The sequence below is a fragment of the Saccharopolyspora sp. NPDC050389 genome (assembly GCF_040655595.1).
GTDB lineage: Bacteria > Actinomycetota > Actinomycetes > Mycobacteriales > Pseudonocardiaceae > Saccharopolyspora.
In genome coordinates this window covers 1-15554 of sequence record NZ_JBFAKG010000152.1, presented here as the reverse complement: position 1 = coordinate 15554, position 15554 = coordinate 1, and the positions used below count along the sequence as shown (strand labels likewise).

The window sequence follows — 15554 nt, the reverse complement described above, 5'->3', positions numbered from 1 at the left end:
GAAGAAGGATCTGCGGTTGGCCAATGCCGGGGTCACGTCGTTCGTGTGGTTGAACACGATCCTGCAGGGCCGGGTTGATCAGTTGGCGTTGACGGGCAGGTACGGGCCGGAAACGTTGCTGGGTTTGTATGAGCTGATGCTTCGTCAGCCCCGGCGGGATGGCGGGGCGCCCAGGATCGCGTTGTTGGTGGCCGAACTGCTGGATGTGCGGCCTGATCCGGGTTCGTGGAACCCGCGGGACTGGTTTGGTCGCTGGGGTGGGAAGGATCTGCCGGCGACCCGCGGTGAGAAGACCGCACCGGAGAACCTCAAGGAGAAAGAGGAGAAGGCCGCGGCGGAGGTCGTTGACGAGAAAACCGCGGCGGAGAACCTTGAGGAGAAAACCGCGGCGGGCCCGGACGATCCCGACGACCGGGACGGTCTGGGTGACTCCGACGAGCGGCCCCTGCTCGCCGACACCGAGTCCGATGCGGCTTCGGTCGTCTCGGCCGGCTCCGATGGGTCCGACCGGACCGATACGACCTCCCTCGCCGAGGTCGAGCCCGACGGTGCGGGCCGGGTGCGGGAGATTCCCCTCGAATTCGGCGATCCCATGCTCGGCATGGGCGGTTCCCGTGAACCGGACACGGTGCCCGGGACTGGTCCGGGGCAGGGCGCGAAGCAGCATGATAAGCCCGGTGTGAAACCTGGGCCGCGGCGTGATGGTCGGGTGTTCACGCCCGGGGGCCAGTCGGCGGTGGTGTGGTCGCTCGAGGGGTTGTCGGTTGCTGCGAGTCGGTTTGAGGAGGCCGAACAACGGCGCTGGAGGGGCCAACCTCGGGATGTGCAATCGCAGGAGGCATGGAACCTCGATGACGCGAGGGCACGGGTGCGTGCGACCTATGAGGGCCTCATCGATGCTCCTGGTCGCGACCGGGAAAGGGTTTTCCTTGCGGCATTGCGCAGGCGCGGGCGGCACGACGCTCTTGTGACGATTGCCGCTCATCTTATGAGCGGTAGTCCGGAAGCGTTGTCGGTGATGCCGGATCTGCGGACAGTCGCCCGGGATTCCGCGGAGGTGTTGTTGCGGGCTCTCGCGCGCGACCTGCTGCAGCAATCGAGGGAGGCCGGACACAACAATCCCGCGGAAACCACAACGCCGTTCGTAGCGACGACCTCTGCCCAGGCGACGTCGGTGGCCAGTGCAGGCGGGCGGGGATCCGGCGAGCCGGTCACCGACGCATCTGTGCGGACTCACCCGAACCCGGATGAGGAGGTCCGTGCGTCGCGACCGGCGGACGACCGGGCGGAGACCCCCGCCGGGAAAACCGCCGAGCGGGGCGGGGAAACCGAGCCAGCAGCAGGCCTCCGAGAGGCCGCCTACTACGGCGCCCTCTGGCTCGGTGGGAAGGAACCCGGGCCTGAAGACCGCGCCTGGCAGCACACCCAGGTGCGGCAGGCGTCGTGGTTCGACCCGCTGCCGGACCCGCTGAAGCCCGGCGCGTGGGAACACTTGCGGAATACGATTCCGGATGGCTCGGTGGCCATCGAGGGCAGGGACGTCCGGATGTCCAGCCGTCCTGACAGATTGGTGACTGGAAAGGGCTTCGTCAGCTACGACTGGCGGCGCTTCGAGGTGGCGCCGGGTCGTGGGGTGCAGGAGTTCACGTTCAAGGCGCGCCTGGAGTCCGACGTGTTCCTGGCGTCGTTCCGGGAGAGCGCCGAGCGTGAGCTGCGGCTTGCCGAGGCAGCAGAGCACGCCGCCGATAATGCCGCGGTTGCCGTCCGACGACTCGCACAGCGACTGGATTCGTCGCCGGGCAACGCCGCCGTGCTTGCCCGTGCGCAGGCCGACGCCGATGCCGCTCGGCAGCGGGCCGACGTGCAGCGGGACAAGGCGCACGAGGCCGACGTGGAGCTGGAGCAGCGGCAGCGCCTGATCGACGACCTGAAGCGGCGCGCCGCCGATTGGGTGGATGAGCTGTACAACCAGGGCTACCGGATGGCCCATTCCGGCGACCAGTTCCACTTCCGGCTGGAGTTCGTTGATGATCCGGCGGAGGCCCATCGATCGATCGGCCTCCGCACCGACCCAAGCGCGGGTACCAACCAGGTCATTTGGAACCCGTACACGCTCGGCTCGACGTTCGCGCACGAGCTCGGGCACTACCTCGGTCTTCCCGATGAGTACTTCGATCCGGGGACCTACGAGCTCGGTCGTCGGCAGACCGCGAACGGTGTGTCGATGCCGGAGTACACGGTCCGGACGCACCTGGACACCGACTCGTATCTGAGTCCGCTGCGGGAGGAGGCGGGTGCCGACGAGCGGTGGGCCGCAGAGGCGAAGACGGACGCGGCACGCGAACCGCACAATGCCGCGTTGCGAGACGAGGAGCAGCGGTTGCGGGCGAAGGCGGACGAGTCGAAGCAGCGGCTCGCGGATGCCCAACGGGAGGTCGATGAGCTGAAGGACCGCGCGATCAGCGGGGTCACGGAGCTGTTCCGGCCCGAGCGGATGCACCCGGACGCGCGGTACTTCGTCAAGCTGGAGTTCAGCGACAACCGGGCCGAGTCGCACTTCCGCGTTGACCTCCGGCAGTCTGCCGACAAGGATCCGAGGGTCTGGGGCCTTCGGTCCAGCGGGTATGGCCTCGCCGCCAGGGTCGGTCTCCACCTGGGGCTGGAGCCCGATTTCATCCAGCGGTTGCGCAGGGACCAGGTCGGCGACCTCCAGGAGCGCCCGAAGGACGATAACCGGCTGGTGTTCAACCGGGCCGATCCGCCAATGCCCACCGACACCGCTACCGGCCGGCCGCACCGCCCGCAGAACTCCTACATACCCGATGACGGGTTGATGACCGGCAAGCAGCGGGCGTTCCTGCCACGGAACCTGTGGCGGACCGAGGAAGTGGCGATTTCGCAGGGACTGCGTCCGGATGTGATGGTGCCGGGCCCGCAGCGCCGGGCGCGGACGTTGGATCACCTGCTGTCGCGGGACTCCGTCGACGAGAACGCCGTGCTGCGTGAGCTGGCCGCGCTGCACGGGGATCCGGCCGCCGTCCAGGAGGTGCGGGCCGCGTTCCTGGCGAATACCGGGGACACACTGGACGTGGTCCTGCGCACCGTGCTCGGCGAGGACGGTCACCAACGCGCCGTGCAGCACCTGGAGTCGCGCGACTCGGACGCTCCGGCAGCCTTGGCGGCCGACGCGGGGAACTACCGGGCATCCGCTGCTGATGGGCCTCCCGCCAGGAGTTTGTCCGGGGGTGCGTCGGCTGGGGTTGTCAGGCCGGCTGTGGTTGTTGCGTTGGCGGGGTTGGTTGAGCGTATGGAGGGGCATTTGGCGGCGTTGCCGGCGGATTTCCGTCCGGATGTGCGTGCTCAGGTCGCGGTTGCGAGGGCGATGGTGCAGCAGGAGGGCTGGACTCCTGCGGATCTGCGCTGGACTTCCTCGCATCTGATGGGGATGCGGGCGGCTGAGCAGTGGTCGCGGGAGGCGGCCGAGCTGGCGGAGTCGCTGTCTGGTGGGGGAGGGTCTTCGTTTGCTGGTGGGCCTCCCGCCAGGAGTTTGTCCGCGGGTGCGTCGGCTGTTAGGCCGGCTGTGGTTGTTGCGTCGGGGATTATGATGTCGACCGATTTGGATAAGGATGTTCGTGCTGCAGCGCGTGGTTTGCCGGTTGAGGATGGCCGGTTGGCGGTGTTGGTGAAAGGCAATGGGCGCGGTGGAGTGCTTATCGGCGGCGAGAGTGTCGATGCCTGGAAGTTGGCTAGTTTAATTCGAGCGGGAATGGTCGGGAAGAGGTCGATCCGGCTGTATGCCGGTGAGGTCTCGGAGCAGTTCGCGCGGAAGTTGGATGAGGCGTTGGATGCTGAGGTCATCTGGACGCCGGACATGGTGTTCGGTCCGGAGACCAATGGGTTTGGCACCTGGAATACGACTCGGTCTGAACAGGTGTTGGGTTCGGGCGCAGAGGAGATTCCGGCGAGGAATACGGCGGCTGTCAGGCCGGATGTGGTTGTTGCGTTGGCGGAGTTGGTTGGGCGTATGGAGGAGAATTTGGCGGCGTTGCCGGCGGATTTCGTTCCAGATATGCGTGCTCGGGTCGCGGTTGCGAGGCGGTGGGTGCAGTTGGGGCGCTGGGCCCCGAAGGACCTGTACTGGATCGGGTTGAACCTGGAGCAGGCGCGGGCGGCCGAGCAGTATTTGCAGAATGTTCGGCCAGAGGAGATTCCGGCGGGGATTATGGTGTCACCGTCCGATTTGGACGAGGACACTCGTGCTGCAGCGCGTGGTTTGCCGGTTGAGGATGGCCGGTTGGCGGTGGTGGTGAAAGGCGATGGGCGCGGTGGAGTGCTTATCGGCGGCGAGAGTGCGGATGCCCGGCAGCTGGCTGATTTGATTCGGTCGAGAATGGGCGGGCGGCGGTCGATCCGGCTGTATGCCTGTGGGGTCTCGGAGGAGTTCGCGCGGGAGTTGGACGGGGCGTTGGATGCTGAGGCGATCTGGACGCGGGGCATCGTGTGGTTCGGTCCGGCGACCATGCCGTTTGCCTCCATGGTCGGTGGCTGGTATTTGGACGAGCACTCCAAAATGCGTCCTAACTATTCGCAGGGCACCTGGGAGACGACCCGGAAGGGCGATTGGCAACCAGGACAGGCCCCCGCTGACGTTTCCTTGCCGCCGGGCCAGACCGGGCTGAGTCCTAACTGGGTGCACCTGCGCACGGAGTCGGCGCGGTTCCGCACGGAGCCGCGGCCCGACCTGGCATCGCTGCGGAATTCCGACCACATCGGGAAAGTGGCCCGGGCGCGCAGCAACATCACGGCGGCTGATGACCAACTCACCCAGATCTACAACATGGTGGATGCGCCCGCGCCGCAGGTGCCTCCCACCACCGTCACGGCCGCCGACACCGCCGAGACCGACGCGTTGCTCAAGACGGCGACCGACGAGACCACCTCGGCCGCGGCGAGTGTCGAGCGTGCTCGGCAGCAAGCCGAGAAGTTGACCGCGGCGCAGCAAAACCTGACGGCGGCCAGGCAGCGGCAGGACGAATTGCGCGCGGAACTCGATGCGGCTCGGCAGAACTTGATTCAGAAACGGCGCGGATTTTTAAGGGTGTCCCGCGAGCGGGCGCAGCTACTGCGAAACCAGCACGAGAACCAGGGACCTGTGCCGGATGCGCTGCTGCTTACCCAGCGCGCCGACGCGGAGGCGCGCGCGGAGGCGCGCGTGGAGACCGCTGCCGCAGAGTTCACCGCTGTGCGGGAGCGGATTGAGCAACTGGAGACGGCGGATCAAGAAGCGAGCGAACGCACCGCCGAGGCAATTGCCCGGGCCGAAAACGAGCGTGGCGCCACTGCGGAAGCGGCCAAGACCGCCACCAAGGCCGTGACCCAAGCCCGTATCGCGGCAGACCGCGCCGACGTGACGGTCCGGCAGGTCGACCTGCCGCCCTACGCTGCCGACGGTGCGATGGGCAGCGGCAAGATCTGGCAGACCGGCAATATCGACCCCGAGGACGTTCTTACCGCCCTACCGGAAGATTTGCGGGAACCCGCCCGAGCCGCGATCGAGGAGCTGTTCTCCGACGCCAAGCTCACGCGAACCCTGCGGCGTCTGGCCGACGAAGGCATCCGGATCGAGGTCGGCTCCCGCGAGCTGCACCTGAAGTTCGAACGCACCGCGTCGACGTCCGTGCGCCTGCCGCCGGCCGATGGAGTCATCGAGTATGGCCTTCGCTACGCCGATGCGGGCCTGACTGTCGGGCAGGAACAGAGCCCCCAGGCCGGCATGGTCGCTGTCGTGCCCAACATGGTGGGCGCGGCGGCCAAGGGCGCGGTTCGCAACGTAATCTTCAACCCCTCCGTGCGGCCCGCACTGGGGAAGAGCGAGCAGCGCAGCCTCGTATCGGCAATGGAATTTTCGCGCGGGCTGAGCACCCGGGTTCCCGAGCGTAATTTCGTCGTCGACGGTCGGTTCGTCATCGACGTGCGGCAAGGAGAGAACCCGCCGGAGACGTACCGGACCGACGAGATCACCGATGTGGCACTGATCTGCTACCACGGGGAGGATGTGCCACCCGCCACCACCGAGCCCGGCGCGGACGATCCAGTGCTGCCCCTTCCGGCCTCAGCCCTGCACGAGGTGTTCGCCGTGCCACAAGCGGCCGCCATGCGGCGCATTCGCCAGCAGGTTCTCGCCAAGTTGCCACTGTCGGAAGTAGGCGTCGGTGTCCGTGATTCGGTGTCGCGGGAGTTGGCCGAAGACACGGCGATCACGAAGTTCGAGGAGATCACCGGTGGTGGTTACCGGCCAAGCCCGTTGCGGTTGCCGGGCGCGAAGCTGAACACGCTGTCACTGGAGGTGTCCGCGGAGCTGCGCTCGATGCGGCGGGTTGACAGCCGCGTCGTTCCGGCCGTGAATTTGCGGCAGGATGCCGGTAGCGACACGAAACTCGACACCAGCGAGGCGCAGTCTGCGAACACCGAAGCCTCGGTGACGGTGGGGCCTGGATTCGTCGCCGATGTCAACGAGAAACGGCGCGGCCTCGGCTCCTACACCACGATCACACCCTTCACGGTGTCCGGTTCGGCGGGATCGGGCGAGTCGCTGACGCAGGTTCTGGGCATTAGCACCGGGAAGAAGAGCGTCGTCAGCATCGAGGGCGATGCCGTCCTGGTGGAGGCGACGCTGGATGTCCGGGTTGAGCGGTACTCCACGGATCCGACGCTGGAAGGCTCGGATACCGGTGCGGAGAAAGTGTTCCTGTGGATGCCCGCCGACGACTTCGCCCGGCTCGAAGAGATTTCCGCGGCACACTCCGCCCGGCAGATCGCCGAGGAGCAATACGAAACCTCGGACGGAAGAGTTGACGCCCGGCTGGAGAACGAAACCGCCGAGCAACTCGTGCTGTCGATCCTGGCCGACTACAGCAAGCGTCCGGAGATCACGATTCCCGCGGGCGAGCCCCGGCAGCCCGACATGCTCGCGGCCGGCAAGAGCACCGGCGGCGGTGTGGTGGACCGAGCGCCAGGAATCGAACGGGTGCTCCCGGAAGTGCGCCGAATGCTGCGCGAGTCGGCGGGGAACGAGCTCGCGTCGCTGAGCCACGACCAGCGGGCGCTCGTCGAGACGCAGTTGTCCTCGGCTTTCGGCGCGTCCGCGCTCTTCGGCTTGTTCCACGGAGAATTGCGCGATGTCACCAAGACGATCCGGGTCGATGATCAGCTGGTGACGATCAAGGTCAGGCCGGAACTGGGTACGCTTATCGGCACCGGCAAGGTCGAGAAGGCAACCGTGGACTTCACCGCGAAGAACGCCATCCGCGGCGAGATCAAGGCGAAAGCCGGCACGCAGCAGCGGATCGGTGTCGAGTCGGGGGCCGCGATCGGCACCAAGCGCAAGGATTTCTGGCGCAACATAGGCTTCCTGTTCGGCGCGACAGCCCAGTTCTCACACGGATACAGCAGCACCGCCGCGCAGAGTTACAAGGTCAACCGACGCGCGAAGTACAAAGGGCCCGCAGTCACCTTCGACCGGCAGGTGACCTGGTCGATCTCCGTTTCGACGAAGGCCGCCACCCCGGAGACCGAGCAGCCGGAGTCGCAGACCGAGCAGACCGAGCCGGCTGAGGCACAGAACGTGCAGCCGGACCCGTGGTACCGCTGGCTAGGCCTGTTCCGCGGGCAGACAAACCGGTCTGATGCGCCGAACAACGGCGACATCGAGCTCACCACTCTGTCCGACAACTCCTCGACATCCGACAGTGACTCGGACAGTGTCCGGAGTTCCGGCGGTGCCTCGACGTCCAGCAGCGCCACGACGACCGGCAGTTCCACGATCGATGGCTGGGCGCGCGTGCTAGTTCCGGAGCCACTGGCACCCACCACTGCGCAAGGCGATCTGACGAACCTCGGTACGGTCATCCGAGACTTCGACTACGCCGACCAGGACGACAACCCGTTCCAGGTGAAGGTCGAATTCCTCATGCCACAGGGCGTGGCAACACCGTCGACGGTGCTCAGCGAGCCCATCGAAGACATCCTGCAAAACCTTGCGGGCTCGAAACAACACGACGCAACACCGGGCCCAGAGGACCCGCTGGCAGCGCCCCTCGACCAGCTGCTGGCACCCGGCGGGCTGCCCATCACCGGCGGCCGGGTGCGGCTGCGGCTGTTCGACGCCCATCCGATCGACACCGTTTCGGACAAGCTCAGTCTGGAAGGGGTCGCCGAGGGCGGGCTGAAGCTCGACGGTCAGGAAACGAGAGGGATGGGCGGCGAGGGACGTTTCCGCGTGCCCACGCTGATGCAGTTCGGGAGCAAATCCGGCAAACGAGCCCACGTGATGCCGTCGTTCACCGGCCGGGGAACCTTCAGCAAGGAGAAAGGAACCACCTACGGTCTTGGCACCTCACGCCGACGGACCGGCAAGACAAGGGGAGCGACCCACCTCTACCGAGCGCATGCCGTGTTCGAGATCACCAGCTACGGGGAACCGGACGCGGCCGCGGAAACCGAGCAGATCGCGGTCAACGGCGGCGTCGAATTCCTGCTCGCGGACGCCGTCGCACAGCGATTGCACACCAACCCGGCCCGCGAACCGGAAGCGGAGGGACAGCCACCGCAGACCCGGCACCTCGACCTGCCCGCCGGGGTGGCGGCGAAGCCGAAACCGGCGACCGAGGTGCGCTATCCCCCCGAGTTCGTACTTTCCGGCGCTGCGCTCGGCCCGACCATCGTCACCGAGATCTCCAATGCGCACGAGGTCGCCCCGCTGATCAAGAGCATGATCTCCGACCATGCTCCCGGTTTCGGTACGGGTCGCTGGCTAGAGGTGCCGACCGGGATCGGCGGGTCCGTGGAAAAACTGGCGTCGTCGACCGCACTGGGTGCTCGGTTCGGCCAGGCGACGACATCCGGGACGTCGTTGCTGGCCGCCCGGCCGTATCTTGGCGGCACCGAGACGATCGAGTTCGTCGTTCGCGCACGGTACGCGCCGGACGCTCAGGCCACGCCGAACACGGAGATCAAATCCGACACTTTCTTCCAGAACACCGAGAAACGGGCGCAAACAGAATCCCGGTCGAGCGGCGGTGGCCTTTTTGGAAGTGTTCTCGTAGCGCGCAGCTTCAACGGCAAACTGCGCCGGGCGGGCGCGCACCCGGACGCGGGCTACGGCAAGGAATGGTCACGGAGCCAACGCGACACCGACAGCGACGCGTTCAAGCGGCGGGTGGCAGCGGAGGACGAGACCTCCTACTCCTACACCTGGCCGACCTGGTTCCAGGTCGAGATGTATCGGTCGTGGACTCCGAACGCGGTGCTGAACAACCTGCTGCTGACCGCGCCGAGGCGGGGTGTCGAAATGTGGTCGGCGATGCGGGACGACACCCGCACACCGGAGCAACGGCGGTTCACCAGCGGTGGCACGGCCCTGTTCACCATCCCAGGGGGCCTGACCACGACCACCGCGCCGGCGCCGCGCCCGGTGCGGATCAGGGGCCGGCCCGTGCCCGTCGGCGGCGCGGTGGAATTGGGATCGCTACCGCAGGATCTGCGTGGGATGGACGTGATCCCGCTGGCACTGCCCGGAAGCGAGCGTCTGTTCCCGTGGCTGGCTGCGGTCCTGGCGCATACAACGCAGCAGCCGGCCAACGACGCCGACCCGGCGAGTTCGGAACCGCCGATGCAGGCGCCCACCGGCGGCGGCTGGGTCCGCCCGGCCACCCTGCCGGCGCAACTGCTGTGGCAGCTCGGCGGAGAAGAAGGCTTGACCGCGATGACGCAGGAACTGCTGGACGGCCCGGTGCCCTTCCCCGCCATGGTCAAGACCGGGATGGTCTGGGACGACGAGCACGGTCTCGCGGTGCGCCTGCGGTTCGCCGAGGTCGAGTACGTCAACTCCTTCACCGCGACCGGGGAGCTGACCCACGAGCAGAAAACCGAGCAGGAAGTCACCCAAACGGAAACCACCAACAGCAGCGCGACTTTGCCCGGTCTGGCCATGGTGCAGGGCAGCGATTCCAAGGCAAAGAGCGGTAAATCCGGCAACCGGGCCGGGGACATGCTCCTTCCCGGCGAGAGCAGCACGCTCGACCCGTCGGGCGGGGTGTCGGGCAGCAGGTCGAAGCCGCGCGTCCAGGTTTCCACCCGCGGCAATGCCCGAGAGGTCACCGCCGAGAAGGAGGGCACCTACCACGTCTACCGGGCGGGCAAGGCGATCTACACGCTCACCGATCAGACCGAGCACCGCACTCTTTTTGTCGCCCTGCCGGGAAAACCAGCCGAAGTCGAGGTGACCATCGACAACGGCGGGTACTTCGCCGTGGAGTCCGCCCAGGCAGCGGCGAACAACCTGCCCGGACCGCAGCCTGAGCCGTCACCGCCGGCCAGCGCACCGGCCCCAGCACCGGCCGCACTGCCGGACGTCTGGACACCCAACGCCGACGACCAGGACGCGGCGGCGCTGCTGCCCAAGGTCGGCGGCCACCTGGTGGTCGGGCTGACCGCATCCGGTGACAACCGCACGGTGCCCGAGCTGGCCGCGCGAATCGAGCAGCTACCTGGCTGGGCCAGGCGGCCGATCGTGCTGGTGGGAACTGACGGATCGCTCGACCTGGCCGATGTGGCTCAGCTGCGTGACATCCTCGGTGTCGACGTGATCGCGGCCGACCAGGAGGTGTGGCATGCCGCTGATGGCCGAGTTGTCACCGGCGATTTGTCGTTCGTCCGCAGCGGGTTGCCGACGTGGAGCGAATGGGCCGAAGCAAGACTCGGCGGCGAGGTCCGGTCCGCGACAGCAGGGCACTGGTACCTGCTGTCGGCCGCGGGCGGCATGCGGCAGCTTCCTGGTGCGGATCTTGTTTCAGCGTTGGCAAGCTCCGGCTCTTCGGTGCAGGCGGGGACCGCGCCAAGATTCGACTTCCGTTGGGGTGTGCGCAGCGCGCCGGTGAGTCTTCCGATCCATGGGGCGACCGAAACCGCCGAATACAGCGGATGGACCCGGTCGCCGCATCACGCCGCCGCTGTCCCCGAAGGCAGTCGGCCGCTGCTGGTGCTCGGGCACGACGGCACGGTCATCCCCAATGCCGAGGTCACCGAGCTGCGAAGTACCGGCGCGGATGTGTTGGCACGGGTAAACCGAGGCCGGGGGCCGAAGTGGATGCTGCACCGGGCGGACGGAAGCCAGCCGCGGCCAGTCGAGCCGCCCACCGAACTGACCCGTTCACCACGACCGGAACCGCTGCTGTTCCGGGGGCCCGGCGATTCCACCGAGACCATCGAGCAGGCCGCGGAGTCGGCACCCGATTTGCCGGACGGCACCCAGATCGTCGGTGTGCACGTGACGCCCGACGGGCGGGCGGTGTTGCCCGACGGCCGGAAGGTAACGCCCGAAGCCTTCGCCGACGAGGTGCGAAAAGACCGGCGTTTCGTCCCGGGACCGGCAGTTGCGTTGCTGGGGTGCGGCGCGCATCGGCGACTAGGGCCGGGCGAATGGACGTTCGCGGAGCGGTTCGCCCGCGCGCTGCACATGCGAGTGTGGACAGCGAGGGTCGATGTGGTTCAAACCGCGGACGAGCTTGTTCATGCCACGAAGGTCTCGGTCGCCGAGGACGGCAAGGTGTTGCCGAAGTTCGTCGACGGGCTGGGCACCGGGCACTGGTACCTGCTGGGCTCCGAGGGCCAACAGCTGTGGAGGTCAGGGCCGGAATTGCGTGCCGCGGTGAACGGCTCGGCGCCGCCCCGCTACGTCAACGGAGCACCGCCCGCGGTGATCAGGTGGACAGGTCGGCAGAGCGGGCCAGCGCGAGAGTTGAGACTACAGAGATCGGGAAAGGTAGCCGAGCAGTATTTTCGGAAACATCAGCACCGGATGACGAGTGAAGCATGACCGGGCGAACCACCCGAGTTCTGGTACCGACAACGTGCCGAGGAGAAGGAAATGACCACACCTGACCAGAAAGCGGACGTAACGGCCGCCATGCACGAAGTACTTTTACGGCAGGCCGGATTCGCACCGGACGAGTTGGTCACGCAGGCTCGTGCCTGGCTCGCGGACGACCGGCTCGACGAGGTTGCCCGCGCGGTGGCATCCACCGCCACGCGGTACGTCCTGCCGCTCACCGAAGGGGATTTGGGCGTGCTCGCCACCGTCTTCGAGACGGAGGGTGCATCGCCGGACGTCCTGCAAGGCATCGAACCCGTGATCGACGATCCGCCGCTGGTGTGGCAGTTCAGCGCCGAGCCACCGGATTCCGGTGGCTCCAACGACGATTCCGTCGTGGCAGCACTGATCGAAGTCCTCAGTGGAGAGCCTGCCGCGCACGGAATGTGGCGTGCATGGCGAATGTCCCCGGATGGCGCGCCGTACCCGCCTCCGCGAGCGGTCTACGTCGTCGAAGCCGACGATGACGACCTGCCCGCGCTCACCGCTCGCCTGCAGCAAGCGCTCATCGCCGCCGGTGAAGCGGCTCCGCAGGTCGAGGTCACCCCGGTCGTCGGCCCGGTGCCCACGTACCAGCGCGCGGCCCGCGCTTACGGTGCGCTCCTGTGGGCTGCCACCGAGACGCCGGAAATCACGGTGGCGCGGGTTTTCGACGCGGTGGACCCGGCTTCCGGCCCGAGCTTCGCCCCGGACCACCCCCGGATGGACAACGAGGCTGAACGCGGCCAGATCCTCGACTACCTACGCGCCGGCGCTGCCCTAATGACCACGACGGCCACCCTGGACGACGTCGTCGACCCCTCCCGCGGCGCGGTCGTCCCCATGAGCCTCCGCACCGACGGCACCTGGATCTGGCCGGACACCATCGCGTACTACCTGGAACACCACCATCTGGCCCCGGACCCCGACCTATTGGCGCACATCCGCGGCGCCGGCCTACTTCCCCCGGAGCTGGACGCGGTAGCGATACATCGCGCAATGGACGTCCTACGCCGGCCCCCGGAGGCGGAACCAGTCTGGACCTGCTGATCCGGATCAGATGAGGCGAAGGACCCCGGTAAAGTCTGTTCGCCGCCCCGTGAAGACGGGCACGGCCATTGTTGATCAGGTGATGTCAGGACAGCTGATCGCAACGGGTGGCGTCGGGATCGTTCGCCGCTCCTGCCTCCCAGCGCACCTTGGAGACCGTCATCCCGAACGAACCGTCGGTGTACACCAGCCACGGAGTGTTGATAGCCGCCGGATCCCATTGCTCGGCCCGGTTCTCGACGAAGCAGCGCAGCGGCAGCTTGACTGTCACCGGCTTCCCGGCAGGCAGCCGCTTGAACAGGTTTGTGGCGGTGACCTTTGCGCGACACGGGGAGGTGCAGTGCACCTCCATCGACACGGTGCTCGACGGCGGTCTGTGCAGTGTCGCGTCGAAGACGATCGCACCGTTGTTGTCGAAGTAGCGTGAGAGGTCTTGGTTGCCGCCTGATCCTGGCTGGCTTTGGAAGTAGACCTGGCCGCTGCCTTGGCCGGACCAGTTCATCTTGAGTCCGCCCATGCCGTCTAGCCGTACCGTGACCGGGCCTTCCTTGGTCTGGGCCCCGTTCGTCCAGAATTCGGTGCCGGTCCGGCCCTGCTCGGAGCCGATGAGTCCGACCCACGGCTTCGCCGCCATGCCGTCGAACACCGGCAACGGCTCACCGGGCTGCGTGCTCCCGGCGATAGGTTCGGGGCCATGCGTTTCGGCGTTGCCGGCGGTGACGTAGGTGGTGATGGCTGCGATGACGGCGATGGCGGTGATGCCCGCGGCGAGGGGGATGAGCCATTTCTTGCGGGTTTTCTTGGGTGATGTGGTGCTGGGTAGTGCTGGCGGGAATGTTCTGATGGTGGGTGGTGTGGCGTTTGTGGTGATGATTTCGGTTGGGGTTACGGGGATGATTTCGGTTGGGGTTACGGGGTTGTTGCTGGGTTGGGGTTTGGCGGTGCGCGTTGTGGTGGTGGCGGCGCCGAGGGCGACGGTGTGTTTGGGGTGGAGGGCTGCGCGAATGGGTTTGTTGAATTCGTGGCTGAGGGTTTGGTGGATGAGGGGGATTCGGGAGGAACCGCCGGCGAGGAGGATGGCGGAGACGTCGTCGGGGTGGATGCCGGCTGAGGTGATGGTGCGGTGAAGCGCCTCGGTGGTGAGTTGCAGCGAGGGGCGGATCATGTTGTTGAGGTCCTGGCGGGAGACGTAGACCTCGTGGTTTCCGGTGGGGAGGGGGATGGTGAGGGTGAGGTCAGGTTCGGCGGAGAGTTGTTCTTTGGCGTGGGTGGTGAGGGTGTGGATGGTGGCGAGGGCGGTGGCGTGGGTGGGATCTTCAGGGTCGAGGGTGCTGATTGCGCCGTCGAGTTTGTCGTCGAGGTGGGCGCGGAGGGTGTCATCGAAGTCGATGCCGCCCATGTGCTCGATGCCTTCGGGGGTGCCGAGGATTTCCATGCCGTGGGGTTGGACACGGAGGATGGTGGTATCGAAGGTGCCGCCGCCGAGGTCGTAGACGGCGATGATTTCGCCGTTGCCGAGTCGGCGCTCGTTGGTGTAGTGGGTGGCGGCGGCTTCGGGTTCGGTGACGAGTTGGTAGTGGGGGATGCCGGCGAGGCGGGGGACCTCGGCGAATTGCTCGCGGCGGTAGGGGCCCCAGATCGCGGGGCAGGTGAGGGTGATGGTGGCGGGTGGTCCGCCGCCATAAGCGGTGCTGACGTGGGTGAGTACGTCGCGCAGTTGGGCGGCCATGAGGGCGGCGGGGGTGTAGGAGGCGCCGCCGAGCATGAGGCGGGTGGGGTCGCCGAGGCGGCGTTTGAAGCCGCGGGCGAGTAGGGCGGGGTTGGTGGTGGCGTTGCGGGAGTTAGCGGCGGCGAGGCCGGTGAGCAGGGTGCCGTCGGGGCCGGGGGTGGCCATCGAGGGGACGACGATGTCGGGGGACAGGGTTGCCATGCGTACCCCGGTGGGGGTTGCTACGGCGGCTGAAGTGAACGAAGTTCCGAGGTCGATGCCCACGCCATACCACACGGCGTCTTTCCTTCCCATTGCCACGCAGGGTGAAGCTGATCACAGCTATTCGGAACCACGCTATCGCCACAGGTCGACGGGTAGCTAGTGCAACCTGTGATGTTGTGCCCCTTTGAACACCAGGGATGGCCCCTTTTTACAGGCGCGCGATGAGGCTACGAGAGACACGGGACCCTCTTTGTCAGGATGAGAAGAGGCACCTGATGTGAGTGCCGGGTATGAGTGTGAGGGCGGGATCGGAGATCCTGGTAGACGTGTCCACGTCATCTAACGACAGGCCGGGCGGGCAGCTGATGATCCCTGACCTGGAGTTTCGTTAAGTCAGAGCTGAGGCAGGGCGGCGGTTCGGGTCATATTGATTGCCCATAAGACTCGAAAGAATCCGAATTTCGCCGCAACTGGCGAATTTTGATCAACAATCGTCGTTGCGTGCAAAAGAGCGCAACGACACCACTGACGCGTTCTCCTCGGATGCAGTGCATCAGGACAGAATCCGACCTGCGTTCTCCGATTGAGGTCGCCAGCCAGCTTCTGGAAGGAAATCAGCCGACGATGTTCGGGAATCTCGTCGAACGACTGGCCTCGCTGGCC

4 protein-coding genes are annotated in these 15554 nt (G+C 66.7%); 2 read left to right on the top strand and 2 right to left on the bottom strand.

Annotated features, from left to right (window positions below; all coding sequences use genetic code 11):
- The coding region (locus tag AB0I53_RS46975) for a hypothetical protein (protein ID WP_358617013.1) at positions 1 to 2047 on the bottom strand (2047 nt) is incomplete at its 3' end.
- 333 nt (positions 2048 to 2380) lie between these two features.
- On the opposite strand from AB0I53_RS46975, the gene AB0I53_RS46970 reads away from it, so the two are divergent.
- Both AB0I53_RS46970 and AB0I53_RS46965 read left to right on the top strand, forming a co-directional pair.
- Entirely contained in the window at positions 2381 to 11875 is a 9495-nt protein-coding gene (locus tag AB0I53_RS46970) for a hypothetical protein (RefSeq protein WP_358617010.1), read from the top strand.
- Between the two features lie 51 nt (positions 11876 to 11926).
- Positions 11927 to 12958, top strand: a complete 1032-nt coding sequence (locus tag AB0I53_RS46965) for a hypothetical protein (protein WP_358617006.1) — start codon at positions 11927 to 11929, stop codon at positions 12956 to 12958.
- A gap of 85 nt (positions 12959 to 13043) precedes the next feature.
- On the opposite strand, the gene AB0I53_RS46960 is transcribed toward AB0I53_RS46965, so the two are convergent.
- Entirely contained in the window at positions 13044 to 14888 is a 1845-nt protein-coding gene (locus AB0I53_RS46960) for an Hsp70 family protein (RefSeq protein WP_358617004.1), read from the bottom strand.
- Positions 14889 to 15554: the final 666 nt, after the last annotated feature.

Coding starts and splice junctions, on each gene's coding strand:
- AB0I53_RS46965 (WP_358617006.1), top strand. CDS start 11,927: ATGACCACACCTGACCAGAAAGCGGACGTAACGGCCGCCATGCACGAA.
- AB0I53_RS46960 (WP_358617004.1), bottom strand. CDS start 14,888: ATGGCAACCCTGTCCCCCGACATCGTCGTCCCCTCGATGGCCACCCCC.